Consider the following 13,037-nt stretch of genomic DNA (forward strand, 5'->3'; position numbering starts at 1 on the left):
GTCCGGGCAGGCCCGCTCCCGGGCGGGAGCGGGGGAAGGTCAGCGTCCCTGGCAGGCGTCGACTCGCAGCCAGCGTTCCAGCAGCTTGAAGCCGCGTACCAGGACGTAGGCCATCACCAGGTAGAACAGCCCGGCGGCGAAGAAAATCTCCACCGGCAGGTAGGTGCGGGCAATGATGGTGCGTGCCATGCCGGTCAGTTCCAGCAGGGTTACGGTGCTGGCCAGGGCACTGGCCTTGAGCATCAGGATCACTTCGTTGCTGTAGGCCGGCAGGCCGATGCGCGCAGCGCGCGGCAGGATGATGTAGAACAGCGTCTTGGGTCGGGACATGCCCAGGGCCCGCGCGGCCTCGATTTCACCCGGCGGGATGGCCTGGATCGCACCGCGCAGGATCTCGGCGATGTAGGCCGCAGTGTGCAGGGTCATGGTCACGGTGGCGCACCAGAACGGATCGCGCAGATAGGGCCACAGTGCGCTTTCACGCACCGCATCGAACTGCGCCAGCCCGTAGTACACCAGGAACAGCTGTACCAGCAGCGGTGTGCCGCGGAAGAAGAAAATGTAGGCGTAGGGCAGGGCGCGCACGTACCACAGCCGTGATGAGCGGGCGATGCCCAGGGGGATCGCCAGCAGCAGGCCGGCGATGACCGCGATGGCCACCAGCTCCAGGGTCAGGGTTGCACCCTGAGCCAGCTTTGGCAGCCATTTGATGATCACTTCCCAGTTCATTGGGCGCTCCTTGCGAAGCCGCGAGCGGCGCGTTTTTCCAGGAAGTGCATGCCGGTCATGGCCAGCACGGTCAGGCCCAGGTACATGAAGGCGGCGACCATATAGAAGGTGAACGGCTGCTTGGAAACGGTCACGGCAATCTGCGAGTGACGCATGATTTCTTCCAGGCCGATCACCGACACCAGGGCGGTGTCCTTCATCAGGATCATGAACAGGTTGCCCAGGCCCGGCAGGGCGATGCGCCACATCTGCGGCATGATCAGCCGGGTGAAGATCCGCCATTTCGACAGGCCCAGGGCCATGCCGGCTTCACGGTGGCCCTTGGGAATGGCCAGGATCGCGCCGCGGAACACTTCGGTGGCGTAGGCGCCGAAGCACAGGCCAAGGGCGATCACCCCGGCGGCGAAGGCATTGAGTTCAAGATCGGGGTTGCCGAAGAACTCGCCCAGGGCACGCATCAGGTTGACCGTACCGAAGTAGATGAGCAGGACCCAGAGCAGCTCGGGAACGCCGCGCACCAGGGTCGAATAAGCGCCGCCAAGCCATTGCAGCGGCTTGTACGGAGAAGTCTTGGCCAAGGCGCCGAGCAGACCGAGCACCAGCCCCAGGCACAATGCCGAGAGGGCCAGCTTGACGGTCATCAGCGCGCCGGCGGCGAGCGCCGGGCCGAATCCGTAGAGATCGATATTCATGGGGTCTGGATGGCTTTGCTAAGGACCGGCGCCCAGGGGGCAGGCGCCGGTCAGGCAAGTCAGTATCAATAGATGCTGAACGGGAAGTACTTGTCGTTGATCTTCTTGTAAGTGCCGTCGGCCACGATTTCCTTCAGGGCGGCGTTGAGTCTCTCGCGCAGTGGATCTTTCTTGCGCACGGCAATCCCGATCTTGTCGCTTTCTTCAACCGGGTCGCCCTTGAACTCGTAAGGCTTGCCGGCTTCGCTTTTCAGCCACTCGTAGTTGACGTACTTGTCGGCCAGGATCGCGTCCAGGCGGCCAGAGGTCAGGTCCAGGTAGGCGTTTTCCTGGGTGTCGTAGAGCTTGATGGTGATGTCGTCACCCAGGTTGTCTTCCAGCCAGGTGCCGGCCAGGGTCGCCCGTTGCGCGCCGATGATCTTGCCCTTGAGCGAGGCCTTGTCGGTCTTGAAGTCGGTTTTGTCTTTAGGGGCGATGAACTGCAGCTTGTTGGAGTAGTACGGGTCGGTGAAGTCCACCGCCTGCTTGCGCTCGTCGGTGATCGACAGCGAGGAGATCAGGAAGTCGAACTTCTTCGCGTTCAGGGCCGGAATGATGCCGTCCCAGTCGGAAGTGACCACGGTGCATTCGACTTTCATCTTGGCGCACAGGGCGTCGCCGATGTCCTTGTCGAAGCCGACCACCTGGCCGCTGGCATCCTTGTTGTTGAACGGTGGGTAGGCGGCCTCGATGCCCATTTTCAGGGTCTCGGCGGCAGCGCTGGCGCTGAAAGCCAGAGTGACGGCAGCGGCCAGGAGGATCTTCTTATAGCTCTGCATGCGTGTAGCTCCGTTAGCGGTTGCTGGACATGAATTGTTTGCAGCGTGCCGAAAGCGGGTTCTCGAAGACCTGCTGTGGCGATCCCTGCTCTTCGATCAGGCCCTGGTGAAGGAATACCACTTCACTGGAGACCTGGCGGGCAAAGCTCATTTCATGGGTGACCAGCAGCATGGTACGGCCTTCGTCGGCCAGGGCGCGGATCACGTTGAGGACTTCCTGGACCATTTCCGGGTCCAGGGCCGAGGTCGGCTCGTCGAACAGGATGACTTTGGGTTGCATCGCCAGAGTGCGGGCGATGGCGGCGCGTTGCTGCTGGCCGCCGGACAGCTGGGCCGGGTAGGCGTGGCGCTTGTCGGCGATACCGACCTTGGCCAGCAGCGCTTCGGCCACTTCGATGGCCTCGGCCTTGCTCTGGCCCAGCACCCGGCGCGGTGCCTCGATGATGTTGTCGAGCACGCTCATGTGCGGCCAGAGATTGAAATTCTGGAAGACGAACCCGATTTCGCTGCGCAGGCGGTTGATCTGCTTGCCGTCGGCGGCCACCAGCTCGCCGTTTTTCGCGGCCTTGAGCTTGAGCTCTTCGCCGGCCACCAGGATCTGGCCCTGGTGCGGGTTTTCCAGCAGGTTGATGCAACGCAGGAAAGTGGACTTGCCGGAGCCGGAGGAACCCAGGATCGATATCACGTCACCGTCGCGTGCGGTCAGCGAGATACCTTTGAGTACCTCCTGAGTGCCGTAGCGTTTGTGCAAGTTGCGGATTTCAAGCGCGGGCGTGGCCTCAGCCATGTGCGGTCCTCATAGAGTTCATTGTGCTCCTGCTGTTGGCGGCCTTCCTGGCGAGGCGCCAAGCTAGCATAGGGTTCCAAGCGCAGCCAACAGCGCTACCGGAGGTAAACAGAGGGTATGTGGCAGGTTGTCGCATCAGCACAGAAGACTGTCGCCCCATCAACAACCGAACGCCCGTTTGAACCCTGAATTCGCCTGAAATCCGGTAGGTGTCGCGTAAAAAAAGGCGCGATGGTGCCAGCTTTGGCCGGGTGTTGGAAGGGTTAACGGGCCAAAGGTCATGGATCTGCTTCCTAATTGTGCATCACGCACTTTGGGGGTGTGTTTCTGGTGCGCTGTTTCGTCCTACAAAGTGAGTCGCCCGGTAACGAAGTGGCGAAATACCATTATTCTCAATGACTTGGGATTTCCATCGGTCGGCTCGCCAAGCCCTGTTGTCCGGGACTCTGTAACATTTTGGCGCAATTCTTGCGTGCGAAATAAAGAACGCCCTGTTGAATTCTTTTTACGAGAACGAATGCAGACCGGGTGGAGTGACTCTTTTTTCGTTGCAAAGGTGCTTTTCATGAGCGGTACGCAACTCTCCAATGACCTCGAACAGGGGCTCAAACCACGGCATGTGACCATGCTGTCGATCGCCGGCGTTATCGGCGCGGGTCTCTTCGTCGGCTCCGGCCACGCCATCGCCGAGGCCGGTCCGGCCGTGCTACTGGCTTACGCCGCCGCCGGCACCCTGGTGGTGCTGGTGATGCGCATGCTGGCGGAAATGGCCGTCGCCTCGCCGGACACCGGGTCGTTCTCGACCTACGCCGATCGGGCCATTGGCCACTGGGCCGGTTTCACCATCGGTTGGCTGTACTGGTGGTTCTGGGTGCTGGTGATCCCGCTGGAAGCCAACGCCGCTGCAACCATCCTGCATGCCTGGTTCCCCAACGTGGCGATCTGGGTCTTCACCCTGGTGATCACCCTGCTGTTGACCGCTACCAACCTGTTCAGCGTGAAGAACTACGGCGAGTTCGAGTTCTGGTTCGCCTTGATCAAGGTGGTGGCCATCATCGGCTTCGTGATCCTCGGCCTTGCCGCCATCTGTAGCTTGCTGCCCAGCAGCCAGGTCAGCGGCGTCTCGCACCTGGTGGACACCCAAGGCTTCATGCCCAACGGCATGGGCGCGGTGTTGGCGGCCATGCTGACCACCATGTTCTCCTTCATGGGGACCGAGATCGTCACCATCGCTGCGGCGGAATCCCACAACCCGGGCAAACAGATTTCCAAGGCCACCAATTCGGTGATCTGGCGGATCGGTCTGTTCTACCTGGTGTCGATCTTCATCGTCGTGGCCCTGGTGCCGTGGAACGACCCAAGCCTGGCCCAGGTCGGTTCCTACCAGACCGTGCTCGATCGCATGGGCATTCCCAACGCCAAGCTGATCGTCGATCTGGTGGTGCTGGTGGCCGTGACCAGTTGCCTGAACTCGGCGCTCTACACCGCCTCGCGCATGCTCTTCTCCCTGGGCAAGCGGGGCGATGCTCCGGCTGTGGCCAAGCGCACTAATGCCAGCGGCACGCCATATTGGGCGGTGATCCTGTCCACCGCTGCGGCCTTCCTTGCGGTGTTCGCCAACTATGTAGCGCCGGCTGCGGTGTTCGAGTTCCTCCTGGCCAGTTCCGGCGCCATCGCCTTGCTGGTCTACCTGGTGATTGCCGTATCGCAACTGCGCATGCGCCAGAAACGCATGGCCGTCGGCGAGAAGATCGCCTTCCGCATGTGGCTGTTCCCAGGCCTGACCTACGCGGTGATCGTGTTCATCGTCGCGATCCTGGGCATCATGCTGTTCCAGGAAGAGCATCGGGTGGAGATCCTCGCCACTGGCCTGCTCAGTGTCATCGTCATCGCTGCGGGCCTGTTGGTGGCCCGTCGGCGCAAGGCCGAGCGCAGCGGGGCTCTGGCGCTGAACTGACGGTTTGATTCACTGCTTGTGGAAAAAGGCTGCGCTCAGAGATGACCGCGGCCTTTTTCATGTCCGAATGCGAGGTGGCATGTCTGTTTGTGGCGGGCTGATGCTCAGTCGCGGTCTGGCGTCGGGGCGCTTTACGCTCGCAGGTCGCCTGCTGATAATCCACCGCTCGGTCAGCATTGGGATGCGGCGATGAAGGGCTTGGACATGGATTTTGCCGAGTGGGAAAAGCTCGACCTTGAATGGCATCAGGGGTTTGCCTTTATGGAGGGGGCGCTGTTGGTGGAGGAGCGGGCCCGGGACGTGTACCTCATGCTGCAGCGTGAGGGGCGGACGCCGGCTGAGCAGGCTTCTCAGGCCGCGGCCGAGCAATACCCGGTTTCCCCTCTGGTAGAGGGCGAACCGCTCTGGCGCCATCGTGTTCATCGGCACCTGCTGCGTGATGCCCGGGCCGATTACTTTGCCTTGCCCCGTTACTTCGAACGTTACGGCTACCACCCGTTGCAGGCGTTGCCGATGCGCGTGTGTCGCGGGTTGCGAAGCCTTGGCCATGACCATTGGAGCGATCACCAGCGGGCCTACTTCTGTCACGACTATGGGCTGGCGCTGATCGAGGACGCACACCCAGAGCGTCTGGCGCTGCTGGACCCGGTGCCGGAGGACTGGCCTTCATCTGCGGTGCTGTTCAGTGACGGCGCCAAGGTCTTCCTGGGCGCACGGGTGATCGCCAGCGCCGAGGACCGGGTGCGTGGCACCAACCATCCGGCTTATCAGGTGATCAATGATCAGGTCTGCCGGGGCGGCGTGCCGCTGCACCAGAAGGACGGTTCGCCGTTGCCGATTGCCAATCCGGACGGTTTTCACATGCTGGCCCGGCGCTGGGGCACCGATGGGCATTCGGTGATCGTCCAGGCGCAGCAGGGCTCCGGTATTGCCTACGAGTATTTCTACCGCATCGACAAGGCCGATCTGGCGACGTTCTGTGTGCTCAATGAGCGCTACGCCAAGGACGCCCAACGGGCCTACTTCCTGACCGGGAAGACCCTGCGTTATGTCGGCGACTTTCGCTTGCTGAACCGCGTTGAGTCGGTGTTCGATGCTGCGGGACGAGTCTTGAGTCGCAGTGAAACGCCGGACCCGTACGTGGCTGTGGACGACCAGTTTGTCTACTGCAATGGCACCCGCTTGCGCGGGGCCCATGCTCCGAGTTTTCGCCACCTGGGGTTTCATTACTACGCCGACGAGCAGCGCGCCTATCTGTTCAACAAGCCGCTGGATGTGGATGTGCAGAGTTTTGTGGTGGCCCGGCTGGAGCGCGGTGAGTACAACCATTCACCGGTGCTGGTGGGCGACAAGCACGGCCCTCTCGGTTCGGCTGGGGTGATTGATGACGGGATGCTGCAGGAGTGGGCTGCGTTCTTCGAGGCTCACCCGCAGCTGCAGGGCTACTGGTGGCACCGTTTGCAAAAGCCCTGTGAGCCAGCGTCGACAACGCCCGCCCTGCGCTCCATCGGCTTGGGGTTTGAGCTGGGGCACCAGGTGCACTTTCATGGTCGCGCTATCAATGGTCTGGATGCCGGCAGTTTCAAGCTGCTGGACACGCACCTGTGCGGTGATGCCAACGGCTTGTACCTGATCCCCTTTCATCGTGCCGAGACCCAGGTGCCGGAGCGATTTTCTTCAGCCTCCGTCGATCAGTACCGTGCCCTGGGTGGGCCCTATCTAACCGATGGCCAGACGGTTTTTTGCCACAGGGTCTTTTATCAGGCGCCTGAGCCGCTGGGTAAGGCGGATCTGGCCAGCTTCGAGTCTTGTGGGCATGGCTGGGCCAGGGATAAGGGCGCGGTGTACTACTACAGCGAAAGAAAAAGGAACCTCGACCCGGCCCACACGCGCTTCATGGGCAGCTACGCCTTCAGCGCGACGCAGATGTTTTCTGCCGGCAAGGCGCTGGAGGTGGAGTTCAGCCCGGAAGAAGTGAGGGTTCCCCATCCGGACTTCTTGCAGCTGGGCACGCGCAAGCTGTTCTGTGGCCGGCGCCCGGTGAGTGCCAAGCGCATCGACCTGGCCAGCCTGGAGTTTCTCGCGGACCGCTATGCACGGGACAAACAGCGTTTTTACCATTACGACGGTTACACCACGCTCAGCGAAATCAGTGCCGAGCAGTTCCACCAGGCGATGACGAAGGATTCGGCAGAGGCTGCTGAAAAGTTGGCGTTCTGAGTGACAAAACGGCTGCTGTCAGCATTGACCGCGGCCTTTTTTATTGGATTTTTCACTTGTTACATGGCGTTTCATGGACAGCATGCAGGCGAAATAGTAGCCTGCGCGCTCTTCGATAAGAGCTCTTGCGTGCCAGCGTGAGAGGAGCTAGGGAATAGCGCTGTATTGCAAGGGACTGAATGCTTGTCGGGGTACTGAATCCTCCTACCGCCTCTTTCCCTTGATCCGTGCGCACTAGCCCTGGTTCCTGATTGTCAGCGCCTGCCTGTGGCATGCCCGACAGTCCCGGTTCGAAGAACGAGCATTCAGGGTTCAATGGTGATCGCCCGGCCATTGGTCTCTCAAACAAGGGCGGCAAGGAGACGCGCATGGCGTTCACTAAAATCATCTTCAAAAACCCGAACACCGGAGCCATCAAGGAAGCGCCAGTTGGTTTCTCCTGGACCGTGTTCTTCTTCGGCTTCATCCCGGCACTGTTCCGCGCCGACTGGAAATGGGCCGCCATCATGTTCCTGCTGGCCATGTTCACTTTCGGCCTGAGCAACCTGGTGTTCATGTTCATGTACAACAAGCTGTATGTTCGCGACCTGATCGGCTCGGGCTTCAAGGCCCAGTCCATCGCCAGCGGCGACCTGAACTTCGCCAGCTCGCGCATCGGCATGGAAATCCCTCGGCTGGAAGCGGCCTGAGCATCACGCCAGGCTGTTTAGCTGAAACGGAAAAGGGCGCATTCATTGCTGAATGCGCCCTTTTTCATGCCCGGAAGAAACTCAGCCCTCGGCGCTGAACAGTGCCTGGGATGCGGCCAGGTAGTCGGCCTGGAAGGCCTCGGACTCGATCCAGGCCAGGGCCGTGGCCTCGTCGGCCTCGGTGGACCAGTTACGGTATTCGATCAGTGCCGCCAGGATGAAATCCGTGGCGCCCTGTTCGCCCTCCTGCTCGTAGACCAGCTCCAGCAGCGGGTCCGCGAGGAACACCGTGCACAGCGCTTGCTGGCTGGTTTTCTCAGCGTCACGCATTTTCACGAACAGCTCGGTCAGGTCTACCGATTCGAAGTCGATGCGGCTGTCGTTGGGGTCCAGTTCCAGCTCCGAGGTGGGGGCTGTGCGCTTGGCGCGGTTTTGCTTGGCCTTGGCCTTTGCCCGGGCGGCACGTTTGTGTTGTTTGTCGATCGATGCCATGGGCGTCTTACCTTGTTGCACAAAGGGGTGGCGCTCGCAGATACCAGGCGAGCGGCCAGTCAGGCGGGAGAGGATGCCAGCAAATCACCGCGCTGGCACCCGCCATGGTCTCTTGGCGGGCACCGTCGATCCTGTATGAGCCGCGGGCTATTGCAGCGGTGTGCTTTTGCCGAAGGTTTTTTGCAGTCTTTTCCCACTGCTTGGGAATCTGATTTCATTTGCCGGGAAAGTCCATGCACCATGGCTGCAAGAGGCCGCTATGCACTACCACACGCCCACTGACCGTCTGCTGCAAATACTCGTGGCCCTGGGGCAATCCCCGGAGGCCATGTCCGCCAAGGAGCTTTCGCTGAACTTGCAGCAGCCCTTGAGCAGTACCTATCGCCATCTCAAGACCCTGTTGCGCTGGGGGCTGGCCCAGGACAATGGCCAGGGCCGCTACCTGCCCGGGCCCACTTGCCTGCAACTGGCGAAGAAGTTCGACCGCGAAGGCCTGCTGGTGACCCTGGCCAAACCGGAGCTCAACCGCCTGGCCGAGCTCAGTCAGGAAAGCGTCGCGCTGATGGTACCCAGCAACGGGCAGGCGATCTGTATTGAACTGGTGGACAGCCCGCAGCCCCTGCGCTGCTGCTACCAGAAGGGCCTGGCGCAGCCGCTGCTGCTGGGCGCCTCGGCCAAGGTGTTGCTGGCCTACATGGAGCCTGAGCTGTGCTTGTCGATCCTGCGCCAGCGGGGCGTCGAGGAAGCGGATGTCGCCGCGTATCTGGAAAGCTACGCGGCGATTCGCGCAGCCGGGCATGCCGTGAGCCTGAGCGAGATCGACCACGGCATCTGGGGTGTCAGCGCGCCCTTGCTCGATAGCCGTGACCGCCTGCAAGGCGCCATCAGCCTCATGGCCCCGGCGTTCCGCGCCGAACAGCGCAGTGAGCGGCTGATCCGCTGGACCCGCGAAGCCGCTCAGCGCCTGAGTGCCCGACTGGATTGAATTGACTGGAGCAAGACCATGATCACTACCGCCCCCATGCACCTCTGGCAGGGTCGTATCGACCTGGCCGAAGGCCTGGCCGCCCGGCGCTGGCACCAGTGGGTACAGCCCTGGAGTGAACAGCAGCCGGCGGGTGTTGCCTTGCTCGGGCTGGCCTGTGACGAAGGGGTCAAGCGCAACCAGGGGCGTACCGGTGCCAGCCAGGGGCCGGCGGCCTTGCGCGCGGCCCTGGCCAACCTGGCCTGGCACGGCCGAGGCCCGCTGTATGACGCCGGGGACGTGGCCTGTAACGGCCACGCTCTGGAAAGCGCCCAGCAGCTCTACGCCAATCGCCTCGGCCAGTTGCTCGAACAGGGGCACTTGGCCCTGGGCCTGGGTGGTGGTCATGAAATCGCCTTTGCCAGCTTCAGTGGCCTGGCCGATTACCTGCGCCGCCAACAGCCCTGTCCGCGGATTGGCATTCTCAATTTCGACGCTCACTTCGACCTGCGTCAGGCACCGCAAAGCAGTTCCGGCACGCCGTTCCGGCAGATCGCCGAGTATTGCCGACAGGCCGGCATGCCCTTCGAGTATTGCTGCCTGGGGGTCAGCGAGTTGAGCAATACCCAGGCGCTGTTCGAGCAGGCCCGGGAGCTCAATGTGCGCTACCTGCTGGACCGGCAGATGCAGGGCTGGAACCTGCCGGCCATCGAGGCCTGCCTCGACGCTTTTCTCGACGGTATCGACGTGCTGTACATGACCATCTGCCTGGATGTGCTGCCAGCCAGCCAGGCTCCCGGCGTCAGTGCACCCTCGGCCCACGGAGTGGACGTGCAAGTGGTCGAGCACCTGGTACGCCACGCTCGGGCCAGCGGCAAATTGCGCGTAGCCGACATTGCCGAACTCAATCCCGGGCTCGACCAGGACCAGCGCACCGCCCGCGTGGCCGCGCGCCTATTGGCCAGCCTGATTCACTGAGGGGCACGCCCCTCGCCGCGCAACACCACAATGACAAGAAGAGATGTTTGCCATGCCGACTTTTGAATTGGACGCGCTGACCACCCTGGCGCTGGCCCTGATCCTGCTGGGGGTGGGAGCCCAGCTGAAGAAACGCAGCCGCTGGCTGACCCAGCTCTGTGTCCCGGCGCCGGTGATCGGCGGTTTCGGCTTTGCCCTGATCGTCTGGCTGCTGCGCGACCAGCAACTGCTGGCGATCAAGCTCGACACCGCGATCCAGACGCCCCTGATGGTGGCGTTCTTCACCACCGTGGGCCTGGGGGGCAGCCTCGGCCTGCTGCGTCGTGGCGGCAAGATCCTGTTCGTCTACCTGGGGGCTTGCTGGTCCCTGGCGCTGCTGCAGAACCTGGTGGGTGTCGGTGCGGCCAAGGCGCTGGGCATCGATCCGCTGCTGGGCATCATGGCCGGTGCGGTGTCCCTGGAGGGCGGCTTTGGCGCCGCGGCGGCCTTTGGTCCCATCGCGGAAAACCTCGGGGCGGTGGGCGCCACCACGGCGGCCCTGGCTTCGGCCACCTTCGGCATGGTTGCCGGTGGCCTGCTGGGCAGCCCGCTGGCGCGCTGGCTGATCGAGCGCAACCGCTTGCAGATCCAGGCCGATCAGGTCAGCACTTTGCAGCACCTGGAAAGCGCCGCCCAGGGCTCGGTGGCGCCTCTGGATGCGCCGACCTTGCTGCGCCTGCTGACCTGCGTCCTGCTGATCATGGTGCTGGGCTTCTGGATCGGCAGCGCATTGAACGAACACCTGGGCATTGTGCTGCCGAGCTACGTGGGGGCGATGTTCGTGGCGATCATCCTGCGCAACCTCAATGACCGGGCGCGAATCATCGACATCCCCGACAGCGCAGTGAGCACCCTGGGCGACGTATGCCTGGGGGTGTTCCTGACCATGGCCATGATGAGCCTGAAGTTCTGGGAGCTGGAACAGCTCGGCCTGCCGCTGCTGGTGATCCTGGTGGTGCAGGTGCTGGTGATGGTGCTGCTGTGTGTGTTCCTGCTGTTCCGCCTGTTTGGCGGCAACTATGACGCGGCGGTGCTGTGTGCCGGCTTCATGGGGCACGGCCTGGGGGCGACGCCCAATGCGGTGGCCAACATGGGCGCGATCTGTGATCACTACAAGGTCTTTTCCTACAAGGCCTTCATCATCGTGCCGCTGTGCGGTGCGGTATTGATCGACATTGTGGCGATCCCGCTGATCACCTGGTTCATCAACGCCTTTGCCTGATCAGCGCTCCAGCATCAGCTGTTGCCCGGGGCTGCTCGGGGCCAGGCTGGCGTGCTGCAGCCAGTGCAGCAGCAGCGGCCAGAGCCGGCTTTCGAAGCGGCTGTGGAAGAAGGCGAAATGGCCGATCTCGGCCTCGCCGATGTCCTCGGGGTGAAGGCGCAGATGTGTACGTGGGCTGTTGCTGAAGTAGCCCAGTAGCCGCTCGATGGCCGTCACGGTGCCAAAGGGGTCGTCGCTGACACTGATGGCGAGGATCGCTGCGCTGACCTGGGCGAAGGGCTGCCCACTACGCTTTGCGGCCAGCCTGCGGCCGCTGGGGCGGCCTTCGTAGCGTGGGTGCGGGGTGGCCCAGTCGCGGACCACCCCGGCAGGTGTGTCCTCCATCCAGCCCAGGCGCTTGCCGGGGAAGTAGCCGTAGAGGCCCGTCAGCAGGGGCATCAACACATGCCATTTGCCCAGCATGCGCCAGCGCAGCCGGGGCTCGTAGTCACGCCAGTAGGCGAATTGCGCGCCCATGGTGGCCACGCGACGGATCACCCCGGCGGAGGCGGCCAGGCCCACGGCGCAGCCGCCGAAGCTATGACCCACCACATCGATCGGCTGTCCGGGAAACTCGCGCTGGGCCCGTTGCAGCATGGCTTCGAAATCCAGTGCGCCCCAATCCGACCAGGACGCCTTGAACCCCTTGAGCGAGCCCCGACGCGACTCGCCGATGCCGCGATAGTCATAGGTCATCACGTCGAAGCCGTTGGCGAACAGGTAGTCGGCGAAACGAAAATAGTAGCGGCAGCGCACCGAGGTCGCGGCGTTGATGATCACCACCGGCCGTGCTGGATCGGCTGATGGGTGGCGCCAAGTGAAGCCGCCGAGGAGAACGCCATCCGCCGCCGGTTCGCTGAAGGTTGCGCTGGGGCCTGGATCTGCACCTGCACCTGAATCTGGACCGGCAGCGGCGGGGCGGGTGGCAGGCAGTTCGGGGGAGGACAGCAGGGACATGGGCGGTTGTTCCTGGGCGGCTGCACTATGCCGGAGCGGCATCCGGCATCAGCGATGTTTTTTTTGTGCGCCCATTAATACCCGGCCGATCCACAGCGTGGCAACGGCCAGTGCGCCCAGCAACAGGGTGCTGGTGCATTGCCAGAGCAGCTCGATATAGAACTGGGTCGGTTGTTGTGCCTGGCTGTAGACGAGCTTGGGGCCGGCGCGGTTGCGGGTGGCGATCAGGCCGTCCTGTAGCGCGCTTACCAGGGTCCAGCCCAGCAGTGCGGTGAGTGCCAGCAGCACGCCACCGATCAGCAGGAATACCCAGGCCCCCCTGCCGGTTTTGCCGGGCTTGGGGTGGGGCAGGCGGACTCGGGTTCTCTTCTGGTTCACGCGAGCAGTTCCTTGGCAGTCGAATGGGCGCGAGCCCGCAACTTTACTCCGATGCGCCGCCATGGGAATAATCCGG

Annotated in this window: 13 protein-coding genes; 6 read left to right on the forward strand and 7 right to left on the reverse strand. The window is 62.8% G+C overall.

The window, feature by feature from the left end; genetic code table 11:
- Positions 1 to 39 precede the first annotated feature (39 nt).
- From ACMGF8_RS06675 to ACMGF8_RS06690, 4 genes are all read right to left on the reverse strand, one after another.
- Positions 40 to 729, reverse strand: coding sequence for an ABC transporter permease (locus tag ACMGF8_RS06675; protein WP_016963588.1), 690 nt, complete (start codon positions 727 to 729; stop codon positions 40 to 42).
- Positions 726 to 1,421 (reverse strand): ABC transporter permease, encoded by a 696-nt coding sequence (locus tag ACMGF8_RS06680; protein ID WP_016963587.1) that lies wholly within the window; start codon positions 1,419 to 1,421, stop codon positions 726 to 728. Before ACMGF8_RS06680 ends, ACMGF8_RS06675 begins: the two co-directional genes overlap by 4 nt.
- Positions 1,422 to 1,486: 65 nt before the next feature.
- A complete protein-coding gene (locus ACMGF8_RS06685; protein WP_102862715.1) occupies positions 1,487 to 2,239 on the reverse strand; it encodes an ABC transporter substrate-binding protein in 753 nt (250 codons plus the stop codon).
- Between the two features lie 13 nt (positions 2,240 to 2,252).
- Positions 2,253 to 3,026 (reverse strand): ABC transporter ATP-binding protein, encoded by a 774-nt coding sequence (locus ACMGF8_RS06690; protein WP_102862716.1) that lies wholly within the window; start codon positions 3,024 to 3,026, stop codon positions 2,253 to 2,255.
- A gap of 565 nt (positions 3,027 to 3,591) precedes the next feature.
- Between ACMGF8_RS06690 and gabP the strand changes: the two genes are divergently transcribed.
- From gabP to ACMGF8_RS06705, 3 genes are all read left to right on the forward strand, one after another.
- Entirely contained in the window at positions 3,592 to 4,983 is a 1,392-nt protein-coding gene (gabP, locus tag ACMGF8_RS06695) for a GABA permease (RefSeq protein WP_416759083.1), read from the forward strand.
- Positions 4,984 to 5,172: 189 nt separating this feature from the next.
- On the forward strand, positions 5,173 to 7,203 hold the full coding sequence (locus tag ACMGF8_RS06700) for a DKNYY domain-containing protein (protein WP_305949267.1): 2,031 nt from the start codon (positions 5,173 to 5,175) through the stop codon (positions 7,201 to 7,203).
- A gap of 368 nt (positions 7,204 to 7,571) precedes the next feature.
- Entirely contained in the window at positions 7,572 to 7,892 is a 321-nt protein-coding gene (locus tag ACMGF8_RS06705) for a hypothetical protein (protein ID WP_102862719.1), read from the forward strand.
- A gap of 81 nt (positions 7,893 to 7,973) precedes the next feature.
- On the opposite strand, the gene ACMGF8_RS06710 is transcribed toward ACMGF8_RS06705, so the two are convergent.
- Positions 7,974 to 8,384, reverse strand: coding sequence for a hypothetical protein (locus ACMGF8_RS06710; protein WP_102862720.1), 411 nt, complete (start codon positions 8,382 to 8,384; stop codon positions 7,974 to 7,976).
- 259 nt (positions 8,385 to 8,643) lie between these two features.
- Here ACMGF8_RS06710 and ACMGF8_RS06715 point away from each other — a divergent pair, with 259 nt between their 5' ends.
- Genes ACMGF8_RS06715 through gltS form a run of 3 tightly spaced genes read left to right on the forward strand, consistent with a single transcriptional unit; the run spans position 8,644 to position 11,587 of the window.
- Positions 8,644 to 9,369, forward strand: a complete 726-nt coding sequence (locus tag ACMGF8_RS06715; RefSeq protein WP_102862721.1) for an IclR family transcriptional regulator — start codon at positions 8,644 to 8,646, stop codon at positions 9,367 to 9,369.
- An 18-nt stretch (positions 9,370 to 9,387) separates the two neighbouring features.
- The gene (gene hutG, locus ACMGF8_RS06720; RefSeq protein WP_207815543.1) at positions 9,388 to 10,326 is read left to right on the forward strand and encodes a formimidoylglutamase; all 939 of its coding nucleotides are present in this window, start codon (positions 9,388 to 9,390) and stop codon (positions 10,324 to 10,326) included.
- Positions 10,327 to 10,378: 52 nt separating this feature from the next.
- Positions 10,379 to 11,587 (forward strand): sodium/glutamate symporter, encoded by a 1,209-nt coding sequence (gene gltS, locus ACMGF8_RS06725; RefSeq protein ID WP_102863055.1) that lies wholly within the window; start codon positions 10,379 to 10,381, stop codon positions 11,585 to 11,587.
- On the opposite strand, the gene ACMGF8_RS06730 is transcribed toward gltS, so the two are convergent.
- On the reverse strand, positions 11,588 to 12,583 hold the full coding sequence (locus ACMGF8_RS06730) for an alpha/beta fold hydrolase (RefSeq protein ID WP_416759086.1): 996 nt from the start codon (positions 12,581 to 12,583) through the stop codon (positions 11,588 to 11,590).
- Positions 12,584 to 12,631: 48 nt separating this feature from the next.
- Positions 12,632 to 12,961 (reverse strand): hypothetical protein, encoded by a 330-nt coding sequence (locus tag ACMGF8_RS06735; RefSeq protein WP_102862724.1) that lies wholly within the window; start codon positions 12,959 to 12,961, stop codon positions 12,632 to 12,634.
- Positions 12,962 to 13,037 lie beyond the last annotated feature (76 nt).

Source organism: Pseudomonas sp. BNK-7, assembly GCF_048072025.1.
GTDB classification, from domain to species: domain Bacteria; phylum Pseudomonadota; class Gammaproteobacteria; order Pseudomonadales; family Pseudomonadaceae; genus Aquipseudomonas; species Aquipseudomonas danubii.

What these genes read in the sequence shown, in the direction of transcription:
- ACMGF8_RS06675 (WP_016963588.1), bottom strand. Translation starts at nt 729, where the DNA reads ATGAACTGGGAAGTGATCATCAAATGGCTGCCAAAGCTGGCTCAGGGT.
- ACMGF8_RS06680 (WP_016963587.1), bottom strand. Translation starts at nt 1,421, where the DNA reads ATGAATATCGATCTCTACGGATTCGGCCCGGCGCTCGCCGCCGGCGCG.
- ACMGF8_RS06685 (WP_102862715.1), bottom strand. Translation starts at nt 2,239, where the DNA reads ATGCAGAGCTATAAGAAGATCCTCCTGGCCGCTGCCGTCACTCTGGCT.
- ACMGF8_RS06690 (WP_102862716.1), bottom strand. Translation starts at nt 3,026, where the DNA reads ATGGCTGAGGCCACGCCCGCGCTTGAAATCCGCAACTTGCACAAACGC.
- gabP (WP_416759083.1), top strand. Translation starts at nt 3,592, where the DNA reads ATGAGCGGTACGCAACTCTCCAATGACCTCGAACAGGGGCTCAAACCA.
- ACMGF8_RS06700 (WP_305949267.1), top strand. Translation starts at nt 5,173, where the DNA reads ATGAAGGGCTTGGACATGGATTTTGCCGAGTGGGAAAAGCTCGACCTT.
- ACMGF8_RS06705 (WP_102862719.1), top strand. Translation starts at nt 7,572, where the DNA reads ATGGCGTTCACTAAAATCATCTTCAAAAACCCGAACACCGGAGCCATC.
- ACMGF8_RS06710 (WP_102862720.1), bottom strand. Translation starts at nt 8,384, where the DNA reads ATGGCATCGATCGACAAACAACACAAACGTGCCGCCCGGGCAAAGGCC.
- ACMGF8_RS06715 (WP_102862721.1), top strand. Translation starts at nt 8,644, where the DNA reads ATGCACTACCACACGCCCACTGACCGTCTGCTGCAAATACTCGTGGCC.
- hutG (WP_207815543.1), top strand. Translation starts at nt 9,388, where the DNA reads ATGATCACTACCGCCCCCATGCACCTCTGGCAGGGTCGTATCGACCTG.
- gltS (WP_102863055.1), top strand. Translation starts at nt 10,379, where the DNA reads ATGCCGACTTTTGAATTGGACGCGCTGACCACCCTGGCGCTGGCCCTG.
- ACMGF8_RS06730 (WP_416759086.1), bottom strand. Translation starts at nt 12,583, where the DNA reads ATGTCCCTGCTGTCCTCCCCCGAACTGCCTGCCACCCGCCCCGCCGCT.